Annotated in this window: 26 protein-coding genes and 1 pseudogene; 26 read left to right on the top strand and 1 reads right to left on the bottom strand. The window is 74.7% G+C overall.

Features of this window, described 5'->3' with window-relative positions:
- Nucleotides 1-106: 106 nt before the first annotated feature.
- From ACPFP2_RS14355 to ACPFP2_RS14270, 18 genes and pseudogenes are all read left to right on the top strand, one after another.
- Nucleotides 107-1513 (top strand): FtsW/RodA/SpoVE family cell cycle protein, encoded by a 1407-nt coding sequence (locus ACPFP2_RS14355; RefSeq protein ID WP_424089757.1) that lies wholly within the window; start codon nucleotides 107-109, stop codon nucleotides 1511-1513.
- Nucleotides 1513-2619 carry an undecaprenyldiphospho-muramoylpentapeptide beta-N-acetylglucosaminyltransferase gene (gene murG / locus ACPFP2_RS14350; protein WP_091291241.1) on the top strand — a complete coding sequence of 369 codons (1107 nt, stop codon included), beginning with the start codon at nucleotides 1513-1515 and terminating at the stop codon, nucleotides 2617-2619. The genes ACPFP2_RS14355 and murG overlap by 1 nt, the downstream gene beginning before the upstream one ends.
- Nucleotides 2620-2650: 31 nt before the next feature.
- Nucleotides 2651-4144, top strand: a complete 1494-nt coding sequence (murC, locus tag ACPFP2_RS14345; protein WP_424089652.1) for a UDP-N-acetylmuramate--L-alanine ligase — start codon at nucleotides 2651-2653, stop codon at nucleotides 4142-4144.
- Nucleotides 4141-4959, top strand: coding sequence for a cell division protein FtsQ/DivIB (locus ACPFP2_RS14340; RefSeq protein WP_424089651.1), 819 nt, complete (start codon nucleotides 4141-4143; stop codon nucleotides 4957-4959). The genes murC and ACPFP2_RS14340 overlap by 4 nt, the downstream gene beginning before the upstream one ends.
- 240 nt (nucleotides 4960-5199) lie before the next feature.
- Entirely contained in the window at nucleotides 5200-6315 is a 1116-nt protein-coding gene (gene ftsZ / locus ACPFP2_RS14335) for a cell division protein FtsZ (RefSeq protein ID WP_424089650.1), read from the top strand.
- A gap of 9 nt (nucleotides 6316-6324) precedes the next feature.
- Nucleotides 6325-7071, top strand: a complete 747-nt coding sequence (locus ACPFP2_RS14330; RefSeq protein WP_424089649.1) for a YggS family pyridoxal phosphate-dependent enzyme — start codon at nucleotides 6325-6327, stop codon at nucleotides 7069-7071.
- A gap of 195 nt (nucleotides 7072-7266) precedes the next feature.
- Nucleotides 7267-7962: a cell division protein SepF gene (locus ACPFP2_RS14325; RefSeq protein WP_424089648.1), complete on the top strand. Its 696-nt coding sequence runs from the start codon at nucleotides 7267-7269 to the stop codon at nucleotides 7960-7962.
- Nucleotides 7963-7990: 28 nt separating this feature from the next.
- Nucleotides 7991-8290: a YggT family protein gene (locus ACPFP2_RS14320; protein WP_088975238.1), complete on the top strand. Its 300-nt coding sequence runs from the start codon at nucleotides 7991-7993 to the stop codon at nucleotides 8288-8290.
- 50 nt (nucleotides 8291-8340) lie between these two features.
- A complete protein-coding gene (locus ACPFP2_RS14315) occupies nucleotides 8341-9141 on the top strand; it encodes a DivIVA domain-containing protein (RefSeq protein ID WP_088975237.1) in 801 nt (266 codons plus the stop codon).
- Between the two features lie 73 nt (nucleotides 9142-9214).
- On the top strand, nucleotides 9215-10033 hold the full coding sequence (locus ACPFP2_RS14310) for a hypothetical protein (protein WP_424089647.1): 819 nt from the start codon (nucleotides 9215-9217) through the stop codon (nucleotides 10031-10033).
- Between the two features lie 5 nt (nucleotides 10034-10038).
- Complete coding sequence (locus tag ACPFP2_RS14305; RefSeq protein WP_424089646.1) at nucleotides 10039-10344, top strand: DUF167 domain-containing protein; 306 nt, start codon at nucleotides 10039-10041, stop codon at nucleotides 10342-10344.
- Between the two features lie 22 nt (nucleotides 10345-10366).
- Complete coding sequence (locus tag ACPFP2_RS14300; protein ID WP_424089645.1) at nucleotides 10367-11869, top strand: potassium/proton antiporter; 1503 nt, start codon at nucleotides 10367-10369, stop codon at nucleotides 11867-11869.
- 223 nt (nucleotides 11870-12092) lie between these two features.
- Nucleotides 12093-12512, top strand: a complete 420-nt coding sequence (locus ACPFP2_RS14295; RefSeq protein WP_088975233.1) for a TraR/DksA family transcriptional regulator — start codon at nucleotides 12093-12095, stop codon at nucleotides 12510-12512.
- 66 nt (nucleotides 12513-12578) lie between these two features.
- Nucleotides 12579-13193 carry a signal peptidase II gene (gene lspA / locus ACPFP2_RS14290; RefSeq protein ID WP_424089644.1) on the top strand — a complete coding sequence of 205 codons (615 nt, stop codon included), beginning with the start codon at nucleotides 12579-12581 and terminating at the stop codon, nucleotides 13191-13193.
- Nucleotides 13190-14134 (top strand): RluA family pseudouridine synthase, encoded by a 945-nt coding sequence (locus ACPFP2_RS14285; RefSeq protein WP_424089643.1) that lies wholly within the window; start codon nucleotides 13190-13192, stop codon nucleotides 14132-14134. The genes lspA and ACPFP2_RS14285 overlap by 4 nt, the downstream gene beginning before the upstream one ends.
- 1 nt (nucleotide 14135) lies before the next feature.
- Complete coding sequence (locus ACPFP2_RS14280; protein WP_424089642.1) at nucleotides 14136-15032, top strand: hypothetical protein; 897 nt, start codon at nucleotides 14136-14138, stop codon at nucleotides 15030-15032.
- Between the two features lie 137 nt (nucleotides 15033-15169).
- Nucleotides 15170-16639, top strand: a complete 1470-nt coding sequence (locus ACPFP2_RS14275) for an AAA family ATPase (RefSeq protein WP_424089641.1) — start codon at nucleotides 15170-15172, stop codon at nucleotides 16637-16639.
- 56 nt (nucleotides 16640-16695) lie between these two features.
- Nucleotides 16696-17556 (top strand): annotated as a pseudogene (locus ACPFP2_RS14270) (hypothetical protein); the annotation flags it as partial.
- A gap of 136 nt (nucleotides 17557-17692) precedes the next feature.
- Here the strand turns inward: ACPFP2_RS14270 and ACPFP2_RS14265 are convergent.
- Complete coding sequence (locus tag ACPFP2_RS14265; RefSeq protein WP_424089640.1) at nucleotides 17693-18391, bottom strand: LON peptidase substrate-binding domain-containing protein; 699 nt, start codon at nucleotides 18389-18391, stop codon at nucleotides 17693-17695.
- Between the two features lie 106 nt (nucleotides 18392-18497).
- Here ACPFP2_RS14265 and hisD point away from each other — a divergent pair, with 106 nt between their 5' ends.
- The 8 genes from hisD to ACPFP2_RS14225 all read left to right on the top strand — a co-directional run bounded on the left by hisD (nucleotide 18498) and on the right by ACPFP2_RS14225 (nucleotide 23992).
- The gene (gene hisD / locus ACPFP2_RS14260) at nucleotides 18498-19820 is read left to right on the top strand and encodes a histidinol dehydrogenase (RefSeq protein WP_424089639.1); all 1323 of its coding nucleotides are present in this window, start codon (nucleotides 18498-18500) and stop codon (nucleotides 19818-19820) included.
- The gene (locus ACPFP2_RS14255) at nucleotides 19817-20890 is read left to right on the top strand and encodes a histidinol-phosphate transaminase (RefSeq protein WP_424089638.1); all 1074 of its coding nucleotides are present in this window, start codon (nucleotides 19817-19819) and stop codon (nucleotides 20888-20890) included. Before hisD ends, ACPFP2_RS14255 begins: the two co-directional genes overlap by 4 nt.
- Complete coding sequence (gene hisB, locus ACPFP2_RS14250; RefSeq protein ID WP_424089637.1) at nucleotides 20887-21498, top strand: imidazoleglycerol-phosphate dehydratase HisB; 612 nt, start codon at nucleotides 20887-20889, stop codon at nucleotides 21496-21498. The genes ACPFP2_RS14255 and hisB overlap by 4 nt, the downstream gene beginning before the upstream one ends.
- Nucleotides 21499-21556: 58 nt before the next feature.
- Nucleotides 21557-21730, top strand: a complete 174-nt coding sequence (locus ACPFP2_RS14245; RefSeq protein WP_424089636.1) for a hypothetical protein — start codon at nucleotides 21557-21559, stop codon at nucleotides 21728-21730.
- Nucleotides 21731-21791: 61 nt separating this feature from the next.
- Complete coding sequence (hisH, locus tag ACPFP2_RS14240) at nucleotides 21792-22418, top strand: imidazole glycerol phosphate synthase subunit HisH (RefSeq protein WP_424089635.1); 627 nt, start codon at nucleotides 21792-21794, stop codon at nucleotides 22416-22418.
- 93 nt (nucleotides 22419-22511) lie between these two features.
- A complete protein-coding gene (locus tag ACPFP2_RS14235; RefSeq protein WP_088975224.1) occupies nucleotides 22512-22835 on the top strand; it encodes a hypothetical protein in 324 nt (107 codons plus the stop codon).
- 15 nt (nucleotides 22836-22850) lie between these two features.
- Entirely contained in the window at nucleotides 22851-23579 is a 729-nt protein-coding gene (gene priA, locus ACPFP2_RS14230) for a bifunctional 1-(5-phosphoribosyl)-5-((5-phosphoribosylamino)methylideneamino)imidazole-4-carboxamide isomerase/phosphoribosylanthranilate isomerase PriA (protein ID WP_424089634.1), read from the top strand.
- The gene (locus tag ACPFP2_RS14225) at nucleotides 23576-23992 is read left to right on the top strand and encodes a RidA family protein (RefSeq protein WP_424089633.1); all 417 of its coding nucleotides are present in this window, start codon (nucleotides 23576-23578) and stop codon (nucleotides 23990-23992) included. The genes priA and ACPFP2_RS14225 overlap by 4 nt, the downstream gene beginning before the upstream one ends.
- The last annotated feature ends 48 nt before the right edge of the window (nucleotides 23993-24040 follow it).

Here is a 24040-nt window from a genome sequence, read left to right as displayed (position 1 = left end):
CAGAACGAGCGGCACGACGACACAGGCCCCGCCCCGGCGGGGCGCGGGCGCGGGGCGTACGACGGACCCGCCGGCGGCGCTCGGCGGCCTGGACGCCGCCGGGGGCCTGGCGGCGCTGCGCGGCCTGCTGGCCCGCCCGTTGGCCTCCTACTACCTGCTGCTCTCCAGCGCCGGCCTGCTGCTGCTGATCGGCCTCACCATGGTCTTCTCGGCGACCAGCGTGAAGGACTACGCCGAGGACGGCGACGCCGCCGCGTCAGTGACCAAGCAGGCCATCTTCGCGGTGATCGGCATCGTCGCGTTCTGGGCCTGTCAGCGGCTGCCGGCCAGTACCTTCCGGTCGCTCGGCCGGCCGGTGCTGGCTGCGGCGGTGGTGCTGCTGCTGGTGCTCAACGTGCTGCTGGCCCTGGACTCGCTGTTCAAGATCAAGGCGCTCGGGCCGCTGCGGGCCAACCTGCTCTGGCTCTACCTCGGCCCGATCCAGGTGCAGCCCTCCGAGCTGGCCAAGCTCGCGCTGGTGCTGTGGGGCGCGCACGTGATCGCCCGCAAGGGCGCCGCGCTCGGCTGGTGGAAGGAGCTGGCCACCCCGCTCTTCCCGGTGGTCGGGCTGCTCTTCGTGCTGGTCGGCTACAACGACCTGGGCACCATGCTCTGCCTGCTGGCGATCGTGGTCGGGCTGCTCTGGGCGGCCGGGGTACGGCTGCGGGTCTTCGCCGTCCTCTCCGCCGTGGGCCTGCTCGGCATCGGCGTGCTGGTAGCGGTGGCCTCGCTCGGCGCAGGTTCCGGCGCCGTCGGCGAGGAGAACTACCGGCTGGCCCGGTTGACCTCGTTCATCAGCTCGCCCGACCCGGCGACCTGCCTGGAGACCGGCTGCTGGCAGCTCGTCCAGGCCCGTAACGCCATCGAGCACGGCGGCTGGTTCGGCGTCGGGCTGGGCAAGAGCAGCGCGAAGTTCGGCTGGCTGCCGGCGGCGCACAACGACTTCATCTTCGCGGTGATCGCCGAGGAACTCGGGGTGGTCGGCTGCACGGTCATCCTGGTGCTCTTCGCCGTGCTCGCCTACACCGGACTGCGCATCGCGCGGCGGGTCGAGGACCCGTTCCGCCGGCTCGCCGCCGCCGCGATCACCGCCTGGCTGGTCGGCCAGGCGGTGATCAACATCGGTGGCGTGATCGGCCTGCTGCCGCTGACCGGCGTGCCGCTGCCGTTCATCTCCGACGGCGGCAGCGCCCTGGTCGTCACGCTCGCCGCGGTCGGCATGCTCGCCTCGTTCGCCCGCGCCGAGCCGGACGCGGCCCGAGCCCTGCACGCCCGTCCGCCCGCCCGATGGGTCCGACTAGTGTGGGCCCCGTTGCCGCCGCTTCCCGGCCGGCGCCGCCGGCCGGCGGCGCCACCGGCTGCCCGAGGGTCCGTGCCCCGGTCGCGTGGGCGGCGCGAGGACGACCAGGCCGTGCCGCGCGGCGCCCGGCAGACCCGGGCCCGGGGCGGCTCGGCGAGCGAGAGGAGACGCTGATGGGTCCGCTGCGTTCGGTGGTGCTCTGCGGAGGGGGCACGGGTGGGCACATCTACCCGCTGCTCGCCTTCGCCGACTGCCTGCGCCGACACGACCCGGGCGTCCGGATCACCTGCCTCGGCACGCCCAAGGGCCTGGAGAACGAGCTGATCCCGCCGGCCGGCTACGACCTGCGGCAGATCCCGGCCTACCAGCTGCCCCGGTCGGTCAACATGAGCCTGGTCCGCACCCCGGACCGGATGTGGAAGGCGGCCCGCGCCGCGGGCAAGGTGATCGACGAGGTGCAGGCCGACGTCGTGGTCGGCTTCGGCGGGTACGTCTCCGTCCCCGGCTACCTCGCCGCCTGGCGCCGTGAGATGCCGATCGTCATCCACGAGGTGAACGTGCCCCCGGGCGTGGCGAACCGGCTCGGCATGAAGTTCACCAGGAACGTCGCGGTGGGCTTCCCGCACCAGCCGGCGCAGTCCGAGGCGCTGCGGGACGCCCGGGTGGTCGGCGTGCCGCTGCGCCGGGGCATCGCCGCCCTCGACCGGGCCGCCCTGCGCGACGCCGCCCGGGCCCACTTCGGACTCCGTCCCGACCTGCCGGTGCTCTTCGTCGCCGGCGGCTCCCAGGGCGCCCGCTCGATCAACCTGGCGGTCTCCGGCGCGGCCAAGGAACTGGCCCGCAACGGCGTGCAGGTGCTGCACGTGATGGGCGCCCGCAACGAGCCGGTGCCGGTCCCCACCGACCTGCCGGTGCCGTACGTGGCCCTGCCCTACCTGTCCGAGATGGAGCTGGGCTACGCCGCCGCCGACCTGATGCTGGCCCGGGGCGGGGCGATGACCTGCGCCGAGGTGGCCGCGATCGGGCTGCCCACCATCTACGTGCCGTACCCGCACAGCAACCAGGAGCAGAAGCGCAACGCGCTGCCCGTGGTCGAGGCCGGCGGCGGACTGCTCGTCGACGACGCCGAGCTGACCCCGGCCTGGCTGGAGCGCACGGTGATCCCGCTGATCCGGGACCCGCGCCGGCTGCACGCGATGGGCGCGGCCGCGGCCGCCTACGGGCGGCGCGACGGCGACGTCGCCCTGCTCAACTTCGTCTACGAGGCGGTGGCCCGATGACACCGGCCACCGCGACCGGAAGGTACACCTCATGAACACCGCGCAGTTCACCCCGGCCGGCACGCTCACCGCCGAGGACCTGGGCCGGATCCACCTGATCGGGGTGGGTGGGGTCGGCATGAGCGGCCTGGCCCGGCTCTTCCTCACCCGTGGCCTGCCGGTCTCCGGCAGCGAGCTGCGCGAGTGGCCCTCGCTGGCCGGACTGCGCGCGCTCGGCGGGACGATCCACATGAGCCACGAGACCTCGAACCTCGACGGCGTGGACACCGTGGTCTACTCCTCGGCCATCCCGCAGGACCACCTGGAGATGGTCGAGGCCCGTCGGCGCGGCCTGCGGGTGCTGCACCGCTCCGAGGCGCTCGCCGCGGCGATGACCGGCCGCCGCACGGTGGCGGTCGCCGGCACCCACGGCAAGACCACCACCACCTCGATGGTCACCATGGTGCTCCAGCAGGCCGGCACCGACCCCTCCTTCGTCATCGGCGGGGAGATCTCCGAGGTCGGCTCCGGCGCGCACCACGGCACCGGCGAGCACTTCGTGGTCGAGGCCGACGAGAGCGACCGCTCGTTCCTGATCTACCGCCCGTACGTGTCGATCATCACCAACATCGAGGCGGACCACCTCAACACCTACGGCGACCTGGCGAACCTGGAGGCGGCCTTCGCCGAGTTCGCCCGGCTCACCGACCCGGAGGGGTTCATCGTCACCTGCGCCGACGACGCGGGCGGGCGGCGGCTGGCCGAGACGCTGCGCGCGGAGGGCCGCCGGGTGTGGACGTACGGCGAGGCGGCCGACGCCGACCTGCGGCTGAGCGGGATGACCTCCTCCGCCCGGGGCGTGCGGTACCTCGCCGAGATCGATGGCCGTTCGTTGGGCGAGATCCGGCTGCCGATCCCCGGCCGGCACATGGGACTCAACAGCGCCTCCGCGGTGCTCGCCGCGTACCTGCTCGGACTGCCGGTCGAGGCGGCCGAGGTGGCGCTGGGCGCGTTCCCGGGGGTGCGGCGGCGCTTCGAGCGCAAGGGCATCGCCGACGGGGTGCTGGTCTACGACGAGTACGCGTACCACCCGACCTCGATGACGCTGGCGTTGCAGACGCTGCGCGAGGTGGCCGGCGACGGCCGGCTGATCGTCGTCTTCCAGCCGTACCGGCTCTACCGCACCCGTGACCTGCAGGCCGAGATCGCCGCGGCGCTGGGCATCGCCGACGAACTGGTGCTGCTGGAGGTCTTCGGCCCGGGCGAGCTGCGCCAGCCGGGCGAGGGCTCGGCCGCGCTGATCGAGGCGGTGCCGCTGGACGCCGCGCACAAGGTCTTCGTCGACTCCTGGGACGACGCCCCGGTCGAGGTGGCGAAGCGGGCCCGCTCCGGCGACGTGGTGGTGACCATGGGCGCGCCGCCGATCTCGCTGATGGGCGATCAGCTCCTCGACGCCCTGCTGGCCCGGACCGGGGGCGCCGCCGCCGGCACGACGGCCCTCGGCACGGCCGTCGGCCCGGACGGCGCGGCCTCCGCCGCCGGATGAGCCCGGGCCCGGCGCGGGGCCGTACCGCCGGCGCGGACGGTGGTGGCCCCCGGCGCGGGCCGGTGCGCCGCTGGCAGCTCGTCCGTGCCGGCAGCGACGCGGTCCCGCCGTCGACCCGACGGTTCATGGCCCGGGCCCGGCAGCGCCGGATGCGGGCCGCCCTGCCGTGGGCGGTGGCCGGCGGGCTGGCCGCCCTGGTCGGCCTGGTCGCCTGGACGCTGCTCGGCACCGGCCTGTTCGGGGTGCGCGAGGTGCGGGTGGTCGGGGCGGACCTGGTCACCCCGGTGCAGGTGCGCGACGCGGCGGCGGTGCCGGACGGCGTCCCGCTGGCCCGGGTGGACCTGGCCGCGACCGCCCGCCGCATCGGCGCGCTGGCTCCGGTGGAGCGGGCCACGGTGACCCGGGACTGGCCGGGGACGCTGGTGGTGACCGTGGTGGAGCGCACCGGGGTGGCGGCGGTGCCGCAGGGCGACCGGTTCGTCGTCGTCGACGCGAGCGGGGTGGTGTTCCGCACGGAGCCCCGCGCGCCGGCCGGGCTGCCGGTGGTCCGGCTCGCCACGCCGGGGCCGGACGACCCGGGCACCCGGGCCGCGCTGGACGTGCTGGACGTGCTGACCCCGCAGCTACGCGCCCAGCTCACCGAGTTGACCGTGGAGGGCCTGGCCCGGATCAGCCTGACCCTGCGCGGCGACCGTACGGTGGTCTGGGGTGACGCCACCCGGGGCGTGGACAAGGCGCGGGTCGCCACCGCGCTGCTCGGTCGCAAGGCCGACACGATCGACGTCAGCGCGCCGGACGTGGTGACCTTCAAGTGAGGTGCGCGGGGAACGTGAGCCGGCACGCTCCGGGCGGCGACACGCCGGAGAGGTCCTTGGCTCTCGGCGTGGAGGCGCTTACGTTGCCCCGAAGAGGATCAGTGGTTGACATAACTGTAAGCCTCTAGTAGAGGGTGAGGGTTTACCCCTGCACTCCACTGGTGACGGCAGTCGTCGACCGCTGGTCTGGCCTCGCCGTACCCGGTCGGCCGAGCCAATCTCGAAGGGAAAGGACCGGAGATGACACCTCCGCACAACTACCTGGCGGTCATCAAGGTCGTCGGCATCGGCGGCGGCGGCGTCAACGCCGTCAACCGGATGATCGAGGTTGGGCTCAAGGGCGTCGAGTTCATCGCGATCAACACGGATGCGCAGGCGCTGCTGATGAGCGACGCCGACGTCAAGCTCGACGTCGGCCGGGAGCTGACCCGGGGCCTCGGCGCGGGCGCCAACCCGGACGTCGGCAAGAACGCCGCCGAGGACCACCGCGACGAGATCGAGGAGGTCCTCAAGGGAGCCGACATGGTCTTCGTGACCTGTGGCGAGGGCGGCGGCACCGGCACCGGCGGCGCGCCGGTCGTGGCCAACATCGCCCGCAAGCTCGGCGCGCTCACCATCGGCGTGGTGACCCGGCCGTTCTCCTTCGAGGGCAAGCGCCGCCAGGTGCAGGCCGAGTCCGGCATAGACGAGCTGCGCAACCAGTGCGACACGCTGATCGTCATCCCGAACGACCGGCTGCTGGCGCTCGGCGACCGCAACATCAGCATGATGGACGCCTTCCGCACCGCCGACCAGGTGCTGCTCTCCGGTGTCCAGGGCATCACCGACCTGATCACCACGCCGGGTCTGATCAACCTGGACTTCGCCGACGTCAAGAGCGTGATGAGCGGGGCCGGCAGCGCGCTGATGGGCATCGGCAGCGCGCGGGGCGAGAACCGCGCGGTGGAGGCGGCCGAGGCGGCCATCTCCAGCCCGCTGCTGGAGCAGAGCATGGACGGCGCGCGGGGCGTGCTGCTCTCCATCGCCGGCGGCTCCGACCTCGGCCTGTTCGAGATCAACGACGCGGCGCAGCTGGTCACCGACGCGGCGCACCCGGACGCGAACATCATCTTCGGCGCGGTGATCGACGACGCGCTCGGCGACGAGGTGCGGGTCACCGTCATCGCGGCCGGGTTCGACGGCGGCACGCCGGCGTACAAGGCGGCCGAGGCGCCGCGCAAGACCAATCAGAACCAGCCGGCGCCGCAGAGCCCGCCGGTGACGCCGCCGGCGACCCACCCGGCCCCGCAGCAGTCGCCGCGCCGGGTGCTCTTCGACGACGTGGACGTGCCCGACTTCCTCAAGAACGGTTCCTGAGCGCCGCCGATGACCGAACAACCCGCCACGGTACGGCCCGACCGGCGTGCCGAGCTCGCCGACGGGCTGACCCGGGTGCGTACCCGGATCGCCGACGCCTGTGCCGCCGCCGGCCGGGACCGTGCCGAGGTCACCATGATCGCGGTCACCAAGACGTACCCGGCCGGCGACGTGGTCGCGCTGGCCGGGCTCGGGGTGACCGACGTGGGGGAGAACCGTGACCAGGAGGCCGCGCCGAAGGCGGCCGAGGTGGCGGCGGCCGGGGTGACCGCCCGTTGGCACTTCATCGGCCAGCTGCAACGCAACAAGGCCCGCTCGGTGGTCCGCTACGCCGACGTCGTGCACTCGGTGGACAGCGTCCGGCTGGCCCGGGCGCTGGACGCCGCCGCGACCACCGGCCGGGACCGGGCGCTGGAGGCCCTGGTGCAGGTGAGCATCGACGGCGACCCGGCGCGCGGTGGCGCGCTGCCCGACTCCGCCGACCCCGACCGGGGCCTGGAGCAGGTGGCCGAGGCGATCGCCGGGGCGGCGGGGATGCGGCTGTCCGGGCTGATGGCGGTCGCCCCGCTGGGCTGGGAGCCGGAGCGGGCGTTCGCCCGCCTCGCCGAGGTGGCGCAGGGCTTCCGGGCGCGTCATCCGGAGGCGGCGGTGCTCTCGGCGGGGATGAGCGGTGACCTGGAACAGGCGATCGCGTACGGCGCGACACACGTCCGCGTCGGCAGCGCGTTGCTCGGAATGCGTCCTACGCTGCGGTAGCCTGACCGCGATAGAAGCAAATTACATCAGTGTTGTTCAGGAACGGCGTCCCTGTGCTCGGGGGGCCACGGCGGGCGGCCGCGAACCGTCCGTCGGGGGATTGCCGGACCGATCCGGTGGGCATGGGATGTCCACTCGCGATCAAGGCGACACGGCACGGGGGTGCGTGCCGCACGGCGGACGGAAGGGCGCGGGATGGGTGCACTGCGCAAGGCGGGGGTCTGGCTCGGTCTCGTCGAGGAGGACGACGAGCGGGTCTACGACGACGGTGGCTACGACAAGCCGGGCTACCGCGAGTCGCGGTACCGGTCGAGCCGGTACTCCGAGGAGTTCGCCGACGACGATGACGACGAGGCGGAGGAGCCGCCGGCGCCGCGGCCCCGGCTGGGCGACCGGGGCCGGCTGACCGAGCGCTCGGCGAGCCGGGCGGCGGAGGCCGAGCGGGCCGACGACGAGCGTGCGGAGCGCGCCGAGCGGTCCAGCGTCCGCTCGATCACCCGCTCCGGCCCGGGGGAGACCTCGGGCGCGCTGACATACCACACCCGGGACAACCTCGCCCTGGCCCCGCAGGTCCAGCCGCGCGAGCGCGCGGTGGCGGCCGAGGAGGAGCAGCGGTACCAGATCACCACGCTGCACCCGACCACGTACCGGGAGGCGCGCACCATCGGCGAGCACTTCCGCGACGGCGTGCCGGTCATCATCAACCTCACCGAGATGGACGAGGCCGACGCCCGCCGCCTGGTGGACTTCGCCGCCGGGCTCGCCTTCGGGCTGCGCGGTACGATCGAGCGCGTGACCAACCGGGTGTTCCTGCTCTCACCGGCCAACGTCCAGGTCACCGCGGAGGACAAGGCCAAGATCGCTGAGGGCGGCTTTTTCAGCCTGAGCTAGTCCGCCCGACCTAGGGACGTCGCCTGCCGTGTTGTCGATCGTGCTGCAAGTGTTGTACTTGATCCTGTACATCTTCCTTATCGTGCTGTTGGCCCGATTCGTCCTCAGCGCCGTCCTGCAGTACGGTCGCCGGTGGCAACCGGGGCGCGGAGCGTCGGCGGGACTGGAATCCGTGTGGAGCGTCACTGATCCGCCTCTCAAGGCGTTGAGGCGTGTGATCCCTCCACTGCGAATTGGTACCGTGAGCATCGACCTGGCCTCCCTTGTGCTCCTGGTTATCCTGTTCGTGCTGATGGAGTTCGTGTTGAAGCGGTTGATCATCGGCTGAGGCGCCGATGACCTGCCGCTACGCGGCCGCAACTGACCCGAGGAGTTTCGATGCCGCTGACCCCGGCCGACGTCCACAACGTCGCCTTCAAAAAGCCGCCGATCGGCAAGCGGGGGTACGACGAGGAGGAGGTCGACGCCTTCCTGGACGAGGTCGAGCGTGAGCTCGCCCGTCTGATCGAGGAGAACAACGAGCTGCGCGCCCAGGTGGAGCGCGGCGGTCGTGGCGGCGCTCCGGCCGGCCCCGGCGGCGACGCCCGTCTCGCGGCCGAGCTCAACGACGTCAAGGCCCAGCTCGACCGGGTGCAGCGCGACAAGGCCGCGGCCGAGCAGGCCGCGCGGGCGATGCAGGCCGAGCTCGAGCAGGTCCGCGCCAGCGGTGGCCCGGCCAACGCCGGCGACGGTGAGCAGCAGGCGCTGCGGGTGCTGATGATGGCCCAGCGGACCGCCGACGACCACGTCTCCGACGCCCGTCGCGAGGCCGACCAGCTCCTCTCCGAGGCCCGGTCGAAGGCCGAGGAGGTCACCCGTGAGGCCCGCGCCAAGGCCGACGCCCTGGAGCGCGACGCCCGCCAGCGGCACCAGGAGGCCATGGGCGGCCTGGACGCCAAGCGCACCGCGCTGCAGAAGCACATCGAGGAGCTCAAGCAGTTCGAGCGGGAGTACCGCACCCGCCTCAAGGCGTACCTGGAGAGCCAGCTGCGCGACCTCGACGGTCGTGGCCAGGGGCTGGAGGCCGAGATGACCCGTGCCGAGGGCGGTCGTTCCGTCGGCGGCAACGGGCTGGCCGCCGCGGGCCTCGCCGGCTCGTACGGCGGCGGTCGCTCCGGCGCTCTCGAGTCCGGTCGCTGATTGACGGTCGGCGGCCGTCACCCGACGACCGCCGACCGCGCCACAACTGACCCGACGCGGCGGGGGTGAGCCCGTGATAGTCGCAAGCCTGGTGCTCATCCTCGTCGCCGTGGTGCTGCTGGTGTTCGGCCTCGCCGACGGCTCCAGCACCCTGCTGATCAGTTCCATCGCGGCCAGCCTGTTGGCCGCCGTCGCGTTGGTGGCCGGCGCCCGCCAGGTGGCCGCCGCCCGGGCGACGGGGGAACGGGCCCGACCGCGCGCCGGCCGGGGATTCCCGGGCACGTCCCGGACCTCGGCTCCGGCCGACCGGGCCGCACCGGAGCCGGAGATCCCCGTCCAGCACGTACCCACGACGTTCGGCGCCGGTGGCGACGGGTGGCGGCAACCGCCCGAGCCGCCGGTGACCGCGGCCGGCGCCGACGGCCCCTGGGAGCCGTACGCCGAGTCGCCGTGGGAGCCGGAGACCGTGGCCACCCGCCCAGGCCCGGCCGACGCCGCCGCCGGGCCGGGGGAGCCCGACGTGGCGTCGGCGCGCTCCGCCGACGGCGACCCCGCCGGGCCCTGGGAGTCGGTCAGCCCCGCGCCGGGGCCGTCCTGGCGCGCCGGGCAGGACACCGCGTCGTGGCGGGCCGATCGGGCCGTCGACGCGGCTCCCGGCGACGAACCGGAGGCCCAGCACGTGTCGACCGCCGACGCCGTCCGGGTCGCCCGGCTCGACACCGAGGTACGGGTGGTCGACGGCCGCCCCCGCTACCACCTCTCCTCCTGCCCGCACCTGTTCGCGCGGGACCACGAACCGCTGCCGGTCTCCGAGGCGGTGTCGCTGGGCTTCACCCCGTGCGCGGAGTGCGCCCCGGACACCGCCCTGCTCGCCGACGCCCCGCCGAGCTGAGCCGGATGCCGGTCGAGGAGACGCTCACCGTCGCCGTACGGGTCAAACCCGGGGCGTCCCGGGCCCGGGTCGGCGGCCGGTTCGACGGCCCGCACGGCCCCGCCCTGGTGATCGCGGTGAACGCCCCGGCGGTCGACGGGCGGGCCACCGAGGCGGCCCGGCGGGCGCTCGCCGCCGCGCTGGGCGTACGGCCGGCGGTGGTGTCGCTGCGTGCCGGCGCGGCCAGCCGGGACAAGCTCTTCCACGTCGAGCGGGCCACCGGCGAGGTGGCCGACGCGCTCCGTCGGCTGCGCGACGGATCGGACGCGTGACGGCGCCGAGGGCCGGCCGCCCGTGACGCCCGGGCTCGAGCTCGCGCTGCTGCTCGGCGCGGCCGTCCTGCTGGTGGCCATCGGCGCGGTCCGCTTCTCCACCCGGCTCGGCGTGCCGAGTCTCCTGGTCTACCTGGCGCTCGGCGTGGCGATCGGGGAGTCCGGTCTCGGCATCCGCTTCGACGACGCCGAGCTGACCCGGGTGCTGGGCTTCTGCGCGTTGATCGTGATCATCGCGGAGGGCGGGCTCACCGCCCGGTGGAGCACCCTGCGTCCGGTGCTCGGGCTGGCGGCGGCGCTCTCCACGGTGGCGGTGCTGGTCAGCATCCTGGTGGTCGGCCTGGTGGTGCACCTGCTGCTCGGGCTGGACTGGCGGTTGGCCCTGCTCTACGGCGCGGTGCTCTCCTCCACCGACGCCGCGGCGGTCTTCGCCACGCTGCGCCGGCTGCGGCTGCCGCCCCGGCTGGTGGCCACCCTGGAGGCCGAGTCCGGCATGAACGACGCGCCGGTGGTGATCCTGGTGGTGCTGCTGTCGGCCGGCGCCTCCGAGGGCCACCCCTGGTGGTACGAGGTGCTGCTGGTCGGCTACGAGCTGGGGATGGGCGCGGCGGTCGGCGTGGCCGCCGGGATCGCCGGGCGGTACGCGCTGCGCCGGGCGGCGCTGCCCTCGTCCGGGCTCTACCCGATCGCCGTGGTCGGCTTCACCGTGCTGGCGTACGCCGCCGGCGCGGTGCTGCACGCCTCCGGCTTCCTCGCCGTGTACGTGGCCGGCGTGCTGCTCGGCAATGCCCGGCTACCGCACCGGCAGGCGATTCTCGGCTTCGCCGACGGGTTGGCCTGGCTGGCCCAGATCGGGCTGTTCGTGCTGCTCGGCCTGCTGGCCACGCCGAGCCGGCTGTCCGGGGCGGTGCTGCCGGCCGTGCTGGTCGGGCTGGCCCTGCTGCTGCTCGCCCGGCCGCTGTCGGTGCTCGTCGCCGCGCTGCCGTTCCGGATGAACCTGCGCGAGCAGGCGTTCCTGTCCTGGGCGGGGTTGCGCGGGGCGGTGCCGATCGTGCTGGCCACCATCCCGTTGTCGGAGCGGGTGCCGGGGGCGGACCGGCTCTTCGACGTGGTCTTCGTGCTGGTGGTGATCTTCACGTTGTTGCAGGCGGGCACCCTCGCCCCGGCGGCCCGCCGGTTGCGGGTGACCGCGCCGGCCGAACTGGCGGAGATCCGGGTGGAGACGGCGCCGCTGGAACGGATGCGGGCGGACCTGCTCCAGCTGGAGGTGCCGGCGGGTTCCCGGCTGGCCGGTGTGCACGTGGACGAGTTGCGGCTGCCGGTGGGCGCCTCGGTGACCCTGGTGCTGCGCGACGGGACCGGTTTCGTCCCGGTCCCGGACACCCGGCTGAAGGTCGGCGACAGCTTGCTGATCGTGGCCATCGCCGGGGTGCGCGACGAGGCCGAGCGGCGGCTGCGGGCGGTCAGCCGGCGCGGTCGACTGGCCAGGTGGTTTGGCGAGTACGGGGAGGATCGTGACGGCTGATCTGCTAGCGTTCCTTTTGCCCCGATTGGGGCTTACTCGGGGCTGAATAGCGGTGCGTCGGTGCGGCACGTTGTCGGACGCCTGTACGTTCCGTATTCTTGCCAACCTCCGGAGTGCGTGGCCGTCGTTGCCACGCGCCCGTTTTGTTACGTGGGGGCGCCAGGCCGGTGGCCCCTGTCCGGGCACCGCCGATCGCCGCGCAACGCGGCTGAGGGAGCTGACGATGGCGAAGCCAGCCGACACCAGGACCGCCGGTCGTAAGCCTGCGCCGAAGGCCACCCGCAGCGCGGCGGAGACCGAGAAGATCCGAGCGGCGCTGGCGGCCCGCCGGGACGAGCTGCGCGCCGAGTACGATCAGACGCTGAGCGAGATCACCGAGCTGCAGCGCGACCGGCTGACCGACTCGGCCGGGGACGACCAGGCCGACACCGGCACCAAGACGTTCGAACGCGAGCAGGAGATCTCCCTCGCCAACAGCATCCGGGAACGGATCACGCAGGTCGAGCGGGCGTTGGAGCGGCTCGACGAGGGTGGCTACGGGTGGTGCGAGCGGTGCGGGAACCCGATCCCGGTGGAGCGGCTCGCCGCCTTCCCGTCGGCGACCCTCTGCGTGACCTGCAAGCAGCTGGAGGAGCGGCGCTGAGATCCGCTCCCCGCTGACCGCGTAGGACGGCGATCCGTCGCCGTCGGACAAGTCGATGGGGAGTCGATGACCACAGCACCGACCGCCGGATCCGGCACCGCTGAGCCGGGCGGCGGCACACCCCGCCGCCGTGCGGTCGTGGTCCTGGCCAGCATCGCCCTGGTGGCCCTGCTGGCCGACCTGCTCACCAAACACCTCGCGCTGCAGAGCCTGGACGACCGGCCGCCGGTGCGGCTGCTCGGCGGCGCGGTCTACCTCACCCTGACCCGCAACAGCGGGGCGGCCTGGAGCATCGGCGCCGATCACACCTGGGTGTTCCCGCTGATCACCATCGGCGTGGTGGGCTGGATCGCCTGGATGGCGCTGCGGCTGCGGTCGCTGCCGTGGGCGGTCTCGCTCGGCCTGGTGCTGGGCGGGGCGCTGGGCAACCTCGTCGACCGGATCTTCCGTGCGCCGGGGCACTTCGTCGGGCACGTGGTGGACATGGTCAGCCTCTTCGACCCGTACGGCCGGGTCTGGCCGGTGTTCAACCTGGCCGACAGCGCCCTGGTCTCCGGGGTGGTGCTGGCCGTGCTGCTGGAGCTGACCGGCCGGCAACGCGACGGCAGCCGCATCCGCAAGGACGACGGCAAGGACGCCGCGGCCACGCCGGCCGGGACCGAGCAGCGGGAGCGGGCATGACCTCGGCCTTCGCCACGGGCGGCGACCACCGGTCCCTGCCCGTCCCGGACGGACTCGACGGCATGCGCCTGGACCAGGCCGTCGCCCGGCTCTTCGGGCTCTCCCGCACCGCCGCGGCGGCCCTGGTCGACGCCGGGGACGCGCTGGTCGACGGCGTCGTACGGGCCAATTCGTACAAGGTCAAGGCGGGCTCCTGGCTGGAGGTGACCCTGCCGGCCCCGGCCGCCCCGCCGACGGTGGTGCCGCAGGCGGTGCCCGGGCTGACCGTGGTCCACGCCGACGACGACATCGTGGTGGTCGACAAACCGGTCGGGGTGGCCGCCCACCCGAGCCCCGGCTGGACCGGGCCCACCGTGATCGGCGGCCTCGCCGGCATCGGGCACCGGATCTCCACCAGCGGCGCCGCCGAGCGGCAGGGCGTCGTGCACCGGCTCGACGTGGGCACCACGGGCGTCATGGTGGTGGCCAAGAGCGAGCAGGCGTACACGGCGTTGAAGCGGGCGTTCAAGTACCGCGAGGTGGAGAAGCGCTACCACGCCGTCGTGCAGGGCCACCCGGATCCGCTGCGCGGCACCGTCGACGCCCCGATCGACCGGCACCCGCACCACGACTACCGCTGGGCGGTGGTCTCCGGCGGCAAGCCCAGCATCACCCACTACGACACGATGGAGGCGTTCCCCGCGGCCAGCCTGCTCGACGTGCGGCTGGAGACCGGGCGGACGCACCAGATCCGGGTGCACTTCTCGACGCTGCGGCACCCGTGCGTGGGCGACCTCACCTACGGGGCGGACCCGACGCTGTCCGCCCGGCTCGGGCTGAGCCGGCAGTGGCTGCACGCCCGCTCGCTGAGCTTCCTGCACCCGCGTACCGGTGCCGAGGTGACCTTCGTCAGCGAGTACCCGGACGACCTGGCGCACGCGCTGTCGGTCCTGCGCGACTGACGTGCCCGAGCCGAGCCGACCCGGGGACGCCCCGCCGTCCGCCGACCCGCCCGCGCCGCCCGCTCCGGTGGTGCGGCGCGGGCGGCCCGGGTGGCTGGGCACGACGGCGGTCCTCTGCGCCGGGGCGGTGCTGCTCACCGCGGGCTGGGTCGGACGCCGGGACGAGCCGGTCGGCGACCGTACCGTCGGCGAGGTCACCCGGGTCGGGGTCCGCCAGGGCGACTCGATCCCGGGGTACGTCCGGGCGGCCGGCGCGGAACTCGCCGCGCTGCCCGCGGACGGACCGTCCGGGTACGCCCTGGTCTCCTTCGACGGCTACCTCGCCCCGGACAGGCTGCCGGCGGTGCTGGCGGACACGGCGGTCGTCGAGGTGGTGGCGCGGGTGCCGCTGCCCGACCGGCAGACCGAGGTGGTGCACCTGCCGGCCCAACTGCTGCCGCGGGACGTCGTCGCCGGCATGTCGGCGCTGGCCGACCGGAAGGACCGGGAGGCCACCGACCAGCGGACGCGGGCGGCCGGAACCACCGACGCCGAACTGCGCCGGGTGTACGACAGCGGAGCGCGGGTCGCGGCCGAGGAGGCGCGGGCCTACCGCAGTGGGTGCGGTTGCGTCTACGCTGCGGTGGTCCGCGCCGAACCGGTGGCGCTGCGCGCGCTGGCCGTCCGGCCCGGCGTCCGCGTGGTCGACCCGGCCCCCGAGGCACGTCGGCTGGACCGGACGGTCTTCACCCCGCCGCTGCCCGAACAGCGGGACGTGGTGCGGCCGCCGGTGGACACCGCGCTGGTCCCGACCGGTACACCGGTGGGCGATTCGTCGGAAGCGGCACCGGGCGTGATCAGTTCCTCACCCGCCGCTTCCGTCGGTGTGGGATCCTCCGCACCCGCTCCGACCTCGTAGGACGTGGTCACCGGGGGGTGGCCGGCCGGTCGTGGGCGAGGATGCCCGACGGGGGATGTGCGCAGACAGGTGTGGTCCGAATAGGGTTTCGTTCGTAGCCTGTCAGGCGGAGATCGACGGCGCGGGGAGGGCGAGCCTTGGACGGCACCGAGACCGGCTGGGGCCGGTCGGCCGAACCGGCACCACGATGGCGCGCGTTGCTCGACCGTGCCCGCCTCGGCGGTCGCACCGCCGAGCAGGCGGAGGCCGACCGCCGGGTGGAGGAGCCACCGGCACGGGATTCGCTGCCCCGGCGCGGGTCGGGCAACGGGTGGTCGGGGCGGGCCTCGGCCGCCGTGCCGCCCGCCCCGCCGACGTACGGCGCGGACCCGGGCTACCGGGCGGAGGCCAGCTACCGGGTCGATCCCGCCTACCGGGCCCAGCCCGGCTACCCGTCCGACCCCGGCTACCCGTCCGACCCCGGCTACCCGTCCGACCCCGGCTACCGCGCCGACCCGGGTCACCCGCCGGAGCCGGTGGCGGAGTCCCGGTACGCGCTGCTGGACAACGGCTACCGGCACGAGCCGCCGCCGGCCGAGTCCCGGTACGCGCCGCTGCTCGACGAGGGCTACCGCCCCGGGTACGCGCCGACCGAGCCGGCCTACCCGCAGCAGCCCGGCTACCGGGCCGAGCCGAGCTACCCGGTCGAGCCGGCCTATCCGGTCGAGCCGGCGTACCCGCCCGCGGTGACGGCCGACCGGGGCTACCCGGCGCGGATCGAGCCGGCCCGGATCGAGTGGCGCCCGCAGACCCCGCAGGACGAGCAGGAGCGGGCCGCCGGCATCCTCCGCCGGGACCTGGGCACCCCCCGGGTGCTCGCCTTCGCCAACCCCAAGGGCGGGGTGCACAAGACCACCGCCACCGTGCTCGCCGCGGCCACCGTCGGCAGCGTCCGGGGGCGGGGCGTGCTGGCCTGGGACGACAACGAGCTGCGCGGCACCCTCGGGCTACGCGCCGGCAGCGCCCGGCACGCCCGGACCATCCGGCACCTGATCAGCGACCTGGCGCACATCGAGATCCGCGACGGCGCCGACCTGCTGGAGGCCCTGGACGACTACCTGCGGCACGCCTCCGACGGCTCGTACGACGTGCTGGCCGGCGAGGAGAGCCCCCGCTTCGCCCAGCGGCTGGACCAGTTCACCGTCAAGCGGGTGCTGGAGCTGCTGCGCCGCACCCACGACGTGGTCTGCGTGGACACCGGCAACAACGTGGAGAGCGCCAACTGGCGGACGGTGATGCAGGCCGCCGACCAACTGGTGGTGACCACCGTGCCCCGCGAGGACGCCGCGTTCAGCGCCGACTGGATGCTCGACCTGCTGCACGAGGTGGGCATGGGCGAGCTGGCCGACAACGCGGTGACGCTGATCTCCTGCCCCACGCCGGGCCGCTCGTCGCTCCAGGACGACCTGGAGCGCCACTTCGCCACCCGGACCAGGGCGGTCGCCGTGGTGCCGTACGACCCGGCGTTGGAGACCGGCTCCTCGATCGAGTACCACCAGCTCCAGCCGGAGACCCGGCAGGCGTGGCTGCGCGCCGCCGCGGTGATGCTGGAGCCGTTCGCCCGCTGAGGGGGTGTCGGGCCACCGAGGCCCCACCGCGCCGCCGCGCCTGAGAAGATCGTCGGGTGAGCCCGGACACCCCCGATCCGCACCGTCCCGCCGAGCCGGGCCGCGCCGCCGCGACACCCGACCCCGCCGGTGCCGCCCACCCGCCGGTCCCCGCCGCGTCGACGCCCTCCGCCGGGACACCGGCTCCGACCGCCCCGCACGATCGCGGCACACCCGACGGCTGGGCGCCGCCCGACGCGCCGCCCGCCTCCGGTACGCCCGCCGGGGCCTGGCCGCCCCCGGGGATCTCCTGGCCCCCGGGGTACGCCGCACCGCCCCAGCCGCGCGAACCGCTGCGCCGCACGGTCGCGGTGGTCGCCGCCACCGTGCTCGGGCTCACCGCGCTGGGCGTGCCGCTCGGCCTGCTCTGGGCCGCCGTCGCCCCGGACACCCCGGTGGTGAAGACCGCCGACGGCGCCGTCTACGGGCAGCCGCAGCCGGAGCAGCCGATCGCCGCCGACGGCTGGTTCAGCCTGCTCGGCCTCGGGTTCGGGGTGCTCGCCGCGATCGGGCTCTGGGTCGTGCTGCGTCGCCGCCGGGGGCCCGCCGTGCTCGGCGCGACCGCCCTGGGCGGGCTCGGCGCCGCGCTGGTCGCCTGGCAGGTGGGGCGCCGTGTCGGGCTCGGCGGCTATCAGCGGCTGCTGACCGACGCCCCGGAGGGCACCGTCTTCGGCAAGCCCGCCGACCTGCGGGCCGGTGGCATCGAGTGGGTCTTCGGCGTGCTGCCGGTGCCCTTCGGCGACGTGCTGCTGCCGGCGTTCGCCGCCGCCGTGACGTACACCCTGCTGGCCGGCTGGTCGCGCTGGCCGTCGCTACGGCCGGAGCCGGAGCTGCCCGAGCACGGCGGCGTGCCGACGGGCCCGCACTGGCCCGGGTGGCCCGAGCGTCCGGCCGGCCCGGTAGCGGGTACCGGCCCCGGTGGCCCGGTCGGCGCGGGGCCGCCGCCAGCCGGTGCGGCCGCAGGCGCCACCGGCGCGGGGACGTCGGGCTCCGGTGACACCGGCCCCGACGGGTTCAGTTGGGGGTCGGGGGCGACGCCAGCTCCGACAGCGGCACCGGAACCGCCCGGACCTGGCGCAGCAGAGCCGCCTCGCGGTTGAGCAGCCGCAGCTCGGCGCGCAGCCGCGCGGCGGTGCCGTCGACGGCGAGCAGCCGCTGCCGGTCGGCCACCGTCAGCGCGGCGGTCGCCGCCACCAGGTGCGACAGCACCGTCGGGTCCTCCGGGAGCTGCTCGGAGACCTCCTGCTCGCCGGGGCGCACCAGGGCCAGGTACTGCCGGAAGACCGAGATCACCCGGGCCGCGAGCAGTTCGGTGACCTCGTCGGCGCCGGTCGGCTCGGGCAGCCATTCCACCTCGGCGGTCAGGTACGGCGCGGCGGCCCGGTCGACGTCGGCGATGCGGAACCGCCGCCGGCCCACGGTGACGATGTCGAAGCCGCCGTCGTCGAGCTCGGTGACCTGGCGCAGTTCGGCGGTGCAGCCCACCTCGTGCAGGGTCACCTCGCCGCCGCCGGGGACGGCCCGACCGGCGGCCGGGGCGACCTCCCATCCGGTGCGGATCGCCACCACACCGAACTCGCGGGGCGCCCCCGCGGGCCGCCCGACCAGGTCGCGGATCAGGGTGCGGTAGCGCTCCTCGAAGATGTGCAGCGGCAGCACCAGACCGGGGAAGAGCACCGTTGCGAGCGGGAACACCGGCAGCCGTGCGGTCACGCGTCCGAGCGTAGCCCGATCCGTCGCGTCCGGCGTGTCCCGGCTCACCGTCCCGCCGTCCGGGCGGCGAGGGTCGCCTCCGCGGGCGCCGCCTAGACTCGCAGGCGTGTTGAATCGGATCGACCTGCGCGGCGGGGTTCGTGACCCGCGCCGCCTGCTGCCCCGTGCCCAGCTCGACGTCTCCGTGGCCGTCGAGAGGATCCGCCCTCTCGTGGAGGCGGTCCGGGACCATGGGTACCCGGCGATCCGGGAGGCCAGCGAACGGTTCGACGGGGTCAGCCCGCAGGTGCTGCGGGTCCCCGCCGAGGTGATCGCCGAGGCCGAGGGGACGCTGGACCCGCAGGTGCGCGCCGCGCTGCTGGAGTCGATCGCCCGGGCCCGGAAGGTGCACGCCGACCAGCGCCGTACCGACCACACCACCCAGGTCGTGCCGGGCGGCACGGTCACCGAGCGTTGGGTGCCGGTCGACCGGGTCGGCCTCTACGTCCCCGGCGGCCTGGCCATGTACCCGTCGACCGTGGTGATGAACGTCGTCCCGGCCCAGGCCGCCGGGGTGCGCTCGCTGGTGGTGGTGAGCCCGCCGCAGAAGGAGAACGGCGGCCTGCCCGACCAGCGGGTGCTCGCGGCCTGCGCGCTGCTCGGCGTCGACGAGGTGTACGCCGTCGGCGGCGCCCAGGCGGTGGCGATGCTCGCGTACGGCGCGGCGGTCGACCCCGAGGGCGCGCTGCGCTGCGACCCGGTCGACATGATCACCGGCCCGGGCAACATCTGGGTCACCGCCGCCAAGCGGCTGCTGCGCGGCGTGGTCGGCATCGACGCCGAGGCGGGCCCGACCGAGATCGCCATCCTCGCCGACGACACCGCCGACCCGGCGCACGTCGCCGCCGACCTGATCAGCCAGGCCGAGCACGACCCCCTCGCGGCCAGTGTCCTGGTCACCCCGTCGCTCACGCTGGCCGACGCGGTCGACGCGGAGCTGGCCCGGCAGGTGCCGGCCACCAAGCACGTCGAGCGGGTGAGCACCGCCCTGGGCGGCGAGCAGAGCGGCATCGTGCTGGTGGACGACCTGGCCGACGGGCTGCGGGTGGTCGACGCGTACGCGGCCGAACACCTGGAGATCCAGACCGAGAACGCCCGGGAGTGGGCGATGCGGGTCCGCAACGCCGGGGCGATCTTCGTGGGCGCCTGGGCGCCGGTGTCGCTCGGCGACTACTGCGCCGGCTCCAACCACGTGCTGCCCACCGGCGGCTGCGCCCGGCACTCCTCCGGGCTGTCGGTGCAGTCCTTCCTGCGCGGCGTGCACCTGGTGGAGTACACCCGGGAGGCGCTGCGCGAGGTGGCGCCGCACGTGGTCACCCTGGCGACGGTGGAGGACCTGCCCGGGCACGGCCAGGCGGTCAGCGTCCGGTTCGCGGGGGAGACGCCGTGACGAACCTGGACGACCTGCCGATCCGCGACGACCTGCGCGGCCTGACGCCGTACGGGGCGCCGCAGCTCGACGTCGCGGTGCGGCTGAACACCAACGAGAACTCCTACCCGGTGCCGGAGCCGGTGGTCGAGGCGATCGGCAAGGCCCTCGCGGCCGAGCTGCGCGAGCTGAACCGCTACCCGGACCGGGACGCGGTGGCGCTGCGCGCCGACCTGGCGGCGTACCTGGGCCACGGGCTCACCGTCGCGCAGGTGTGGGCGGCCAACGGCTCCAACGAGATCCAGCAGCAGCTGCTCCAGGCGTTCGGTGGCCCGGGGCGCAGCGCGCTGGGTTTCGTCCCGGCGTACTCGATGCACCCGCTGCTGGCGCTCGGCACCGGCACCCGGTGGATCCCGGCGGTGCGTGGGGTGGACTTCGGGCTGACCGTCGACGAGGCGGTGGCCCAGGTCCGCGAGCACGCCCCCGACGTGGTCTTCCTCTGCTCGCCGAACAACCCGACCGGCACCGCGCTGGACCCGGCGGTGGTCGCCGCGGTGCTCGACGTCGCGCCCGGCATGGTGGTCGTCGACGAGGCGTACGCCGAGTTCGCCCGCCCCGGCACGGTCAGCGCCCTGGCGGTGCTGCCCGGCCGTCCCCGGCTGGTGGTGACCCGGACGATGAGCAAGGCGTTCGGCTTCGCCGGTGGCCGGCTCGGCTACCTCGCCGCCGACCCGGCGGTGGTGGCGGCGGTGCAGCTGGTCCGCCTGCCGTACCACCTCTCGGCGCTCACCCAGGCCGCCGCCCGCGCGGCGCTGGCGCACCGTGACGCCCTGCTCGGCACCGTCGACGCGATCATGGGGCAGCGGGACCGGATCGTCGCCGAGCTGCGTGCCCGGGGCCACCGGGTGGCCGACAGCGACGCCAACTTCGTGCTCTTCGAGGTCGGCGGCGACCAGGCGGTGGCCTGGCGGACCCTGCTCGACGCGGGTGTCCTGGTCCGCGACGTCGGCCTGCCCGGCTGGCTGCGGGTCACCGCCGGCACCCCCGCCGAGACCGACGCGTTCCTCGCTGCAATGGAGAAGCTCTCATGAGTCGCACCGCCCGGATCGAGCGGATCACCAAGGAGACCAACGTCCTGGTCGCGCTCGACCTCGACGGCACCGGCCAGGCCGAGATCAGCACCGGCGTCGGCTTCTACGACCACATGCTGCACCAGATCGCCCGGCACGGCGGCTTCGACCTCACCGTCCGCACGGTCGGCGACCTGGAGATCGACGCACACCACACGATGGAGGACACCGCGCTCGCGCTGGGCGCCGCGTTCGACCAGGCGCTGGGGGACAAGGCCGGCATCCGGCGGTACGGCTCGGCCACCGTGCCGATGGACGAGGTGCTGGTCCGGGCCGCGGTCGACCTCTCCGGCCGGCCGTACGTGGTGCACGACGAGCCGGCCCTCGCGCCGTACATCGGCCCGGTCTACCCGACCAGCATGACCCGGCACATCTGGGAGTCCTTCGGCCAGTCGGCCCGGATCACCCTGCACGTGGACGTGCTGCGCGCGGCCCGTCCCGGCGGCCACCCGGACGCCCACCACGTGGTGGAGGCGCAGTTCAAGGCGGTCTCCCGGGCACTGCGCGAGGCGACCGCGATCGACCCGCGCAACGTGGGCGTGGTGCCCAGCACGAAGGGCGCGCTGTGATGGGCGCGCGGAGCACGGCGCGGCGGAGCACCGCCGTCGGGAACGAGGGGGAACGCTGATGGGCCCGGTGCTGCCGACGCTGCTGCTGATCCTGGCCGGGGTGCTGGTCGGTGGGACGTGGTCCCTGCACCGGCAGGGCGCGCCGCGGGGCGCGGTGGTGATCACCGGTCTGCTCGCCCTGCTGGCGACGATCGGTGGGGTGCTCTGGCTGCTGCCCGGGGAGGGCTCATGAGCGAGCGGATGACCGGAGCGGCGCAGTCGCGTGCGGCCGCCGGGCCGAGCGAGGTGCCGGCATGAGCAAGCGGATCGTGGTGCTCGACTACGGCTCGGGCAACCTGCGCTCGGCCGAGCGGGCGCTGGAGCGCGCCGGCGCCGACGTGACCGTCACCGCCGATCTGGCCGCCGCCGCTGAGGCGGACGGCCTGGTGGTGCCGGGCGTGGGTGCGTTCGCCGCCTGCATGGCGGGGATCGAGGAGTTGGGCGCGGGGCCGGTGATCGCCGAGCGGGTCGCCGCCGGCCGTCCGGTGCTGGGCATCTGCGTCGGCATGCAGGTGCTCTTCGCGCACGGCGACGAGCACGGGGTGGTCACCAAGGGCCTCGGCCTGCTGCCCGGCGGGGTGACGAAGCTGCCCGCCGATCGGCTGCCGCACATGGGCTGGAACACTGTCGACGCGCCCGCCGGGTCGGTGCTCTTCGCCGGTCTGCCGGCCGACAGCCGGTTCTACTTCGTCCACTCGTACGCGGTGAACGACGTCGCCGGGCTGGTCGCGTCCGGGGCGACGGTCACCACCGCCCACCACGGGACGGACTTCGTCGCCGCGGTGGAGCGGGGCGCGCTGTCGGCCGCCCAGTTCCACCCGGAGAAGTCCGCCGACACCGGTGCCGTGCTGCTGCGCAACTGGCTGGCCACGGTTGACTGAGTCCGTCGCCCGTCGATCGATCGCCGGGGCGCCCGCCGCGCGGCGCCGCCCGTGCGTCGGGTCGTCCCGGCCCGTCGTGCCGGGGGCCGCCCGGTGAGCAAGGAGCGGGCGCGTCGGCGCGCGGTGCGGGAGGCCGAGGCCGCCCGGGAACGGGTGGCCCGCCAGCGCACGGTGGCCCGCCGGCAGCGTCGCCGGGCTCTGGTACGTCGGCTCACGCCGCAGTGGCGGCGGGGTCGTACCGGGCGGGTGGGCCGGCGTACCCGGGGGGAGCGGGCCGCCATCGTGGGGCTGACCCTGGCGGCCCTGTTCGGCATCTGGGCGTTCGTCGACGACCTGGCGCTGCGCCTGGTGCTGGTCGTCCTGCTGCTGCTGGTCCTGCCGGCGATCGTGGTGATCGCGCTGGACCGTCGGATCTGACCGAGGAGAAGAGAGTTGAGCCTCACCCTGTTGCCCGCCGTGGACGTCGCCGACGGCCAGGCCGTCCGCCTCGTGCAGGGCGCCGCCGGCAGTGAGACCGCGTACGGCGACCCGCTGGAGGCCGCGCTGGCCTGGCAGTCCGACGGCGCCGAGTGGATCCACCTGGTCGACCTCGACGCCGCGTTCGGCCGGGGCTCCAACGCCGCGCTGCTGGCCGACGTCGTCGGCCGGCTCGACGTGAAGGTCGAGCTGTCGGGGGGCATCCGCGACGACGCGTCGCTGCGCGCCGCCCTCGGCACCGGGGCGGCCCGGGTCAACATCGGCACCGCCGCCCTGGAGGATCCCGAGTGGTGTGACCGGATCTGCGGCGAGTACGGCGACCGGGTGGCGATCGGTCTGGACGTGCGGGGTCGTACCCTCTCGGCCCGGGGCTGGACCCGCGACGGCGGTGACCTGTGGGAGGTGCTCCAGCGGTTGGACAAGGCGGGCGCGTCGCGCTACGTGGTCACCGACATCACCAAGGACGGCACCATGCGCGGGCCGAACCTGGATCTGCTGCGTGAGGTCTGTGGCCGCACGGACGCCCCGGTGATCGCCTCCGGCGGCGTCTCGACGCTGGACGACCTGCGGGCGCTGGCCACCCTGGAGCCGGTCGGGGTGGAGGGTGTGATCGCCGGCAAGGCGCTCTACGCCGGCGCGTTCACGGTGGCGCAGGCGTTGGAGACGCTGCGGGCCGCGGCGTGACCGAGGCCGCCGTGCCGGGTGGCCCGACCGTCACCCGGCTCGGCTCGGGCGGCCCCTGGGAGACGCTGTACGGCTACTCCCGGGTGGTGCGGGCCGGCGACCGGGTGATCACGGCCGGCTGCACGTCGACGGTCGACGGGGCGGTCGTCCACGTCGGGGACGCCGCCGCCCAGACCGCCCAGGCGCTGCGGATCGCCCTGGACGCGCTGGCCGAGGTGGGCGCGGGCGCGGGCGACGTGGTCCGGACCCGGATGTACGTCACCGACCGGCTCTACGCCGACGAGGTCGGGCGGGCGCACAACGCGGTGTTCGGCGCGGTCCGTCCGGCGGCGACGATGGTCGTGGTGGCCGGGCTGATCGACCCGGACCTGCTGGTCGAGGTGGAGCTGGAGGCGTACCTGCCCGCCGCCTGAACACCGGTTCCGCCCCGCCCCGTCCCGCCCTGTGCGGGGCGGGGCGGT

Source organism: Micromonospora citrea, from assembly GCF_049629545.1.
GTDB classification, from domain to species: domain Bacteria; phylum Actinomycetota; class Actinomycetes; order Mycobacteriales; family Micromonosporaceae; genus Micromonospora; species Micromonospora citrea_A.
The sequence above is the reverse complement of the archived record's forward strand: the minus strand, read 5'-3'. Positions and strand labels throughout refer to the sequence as shown.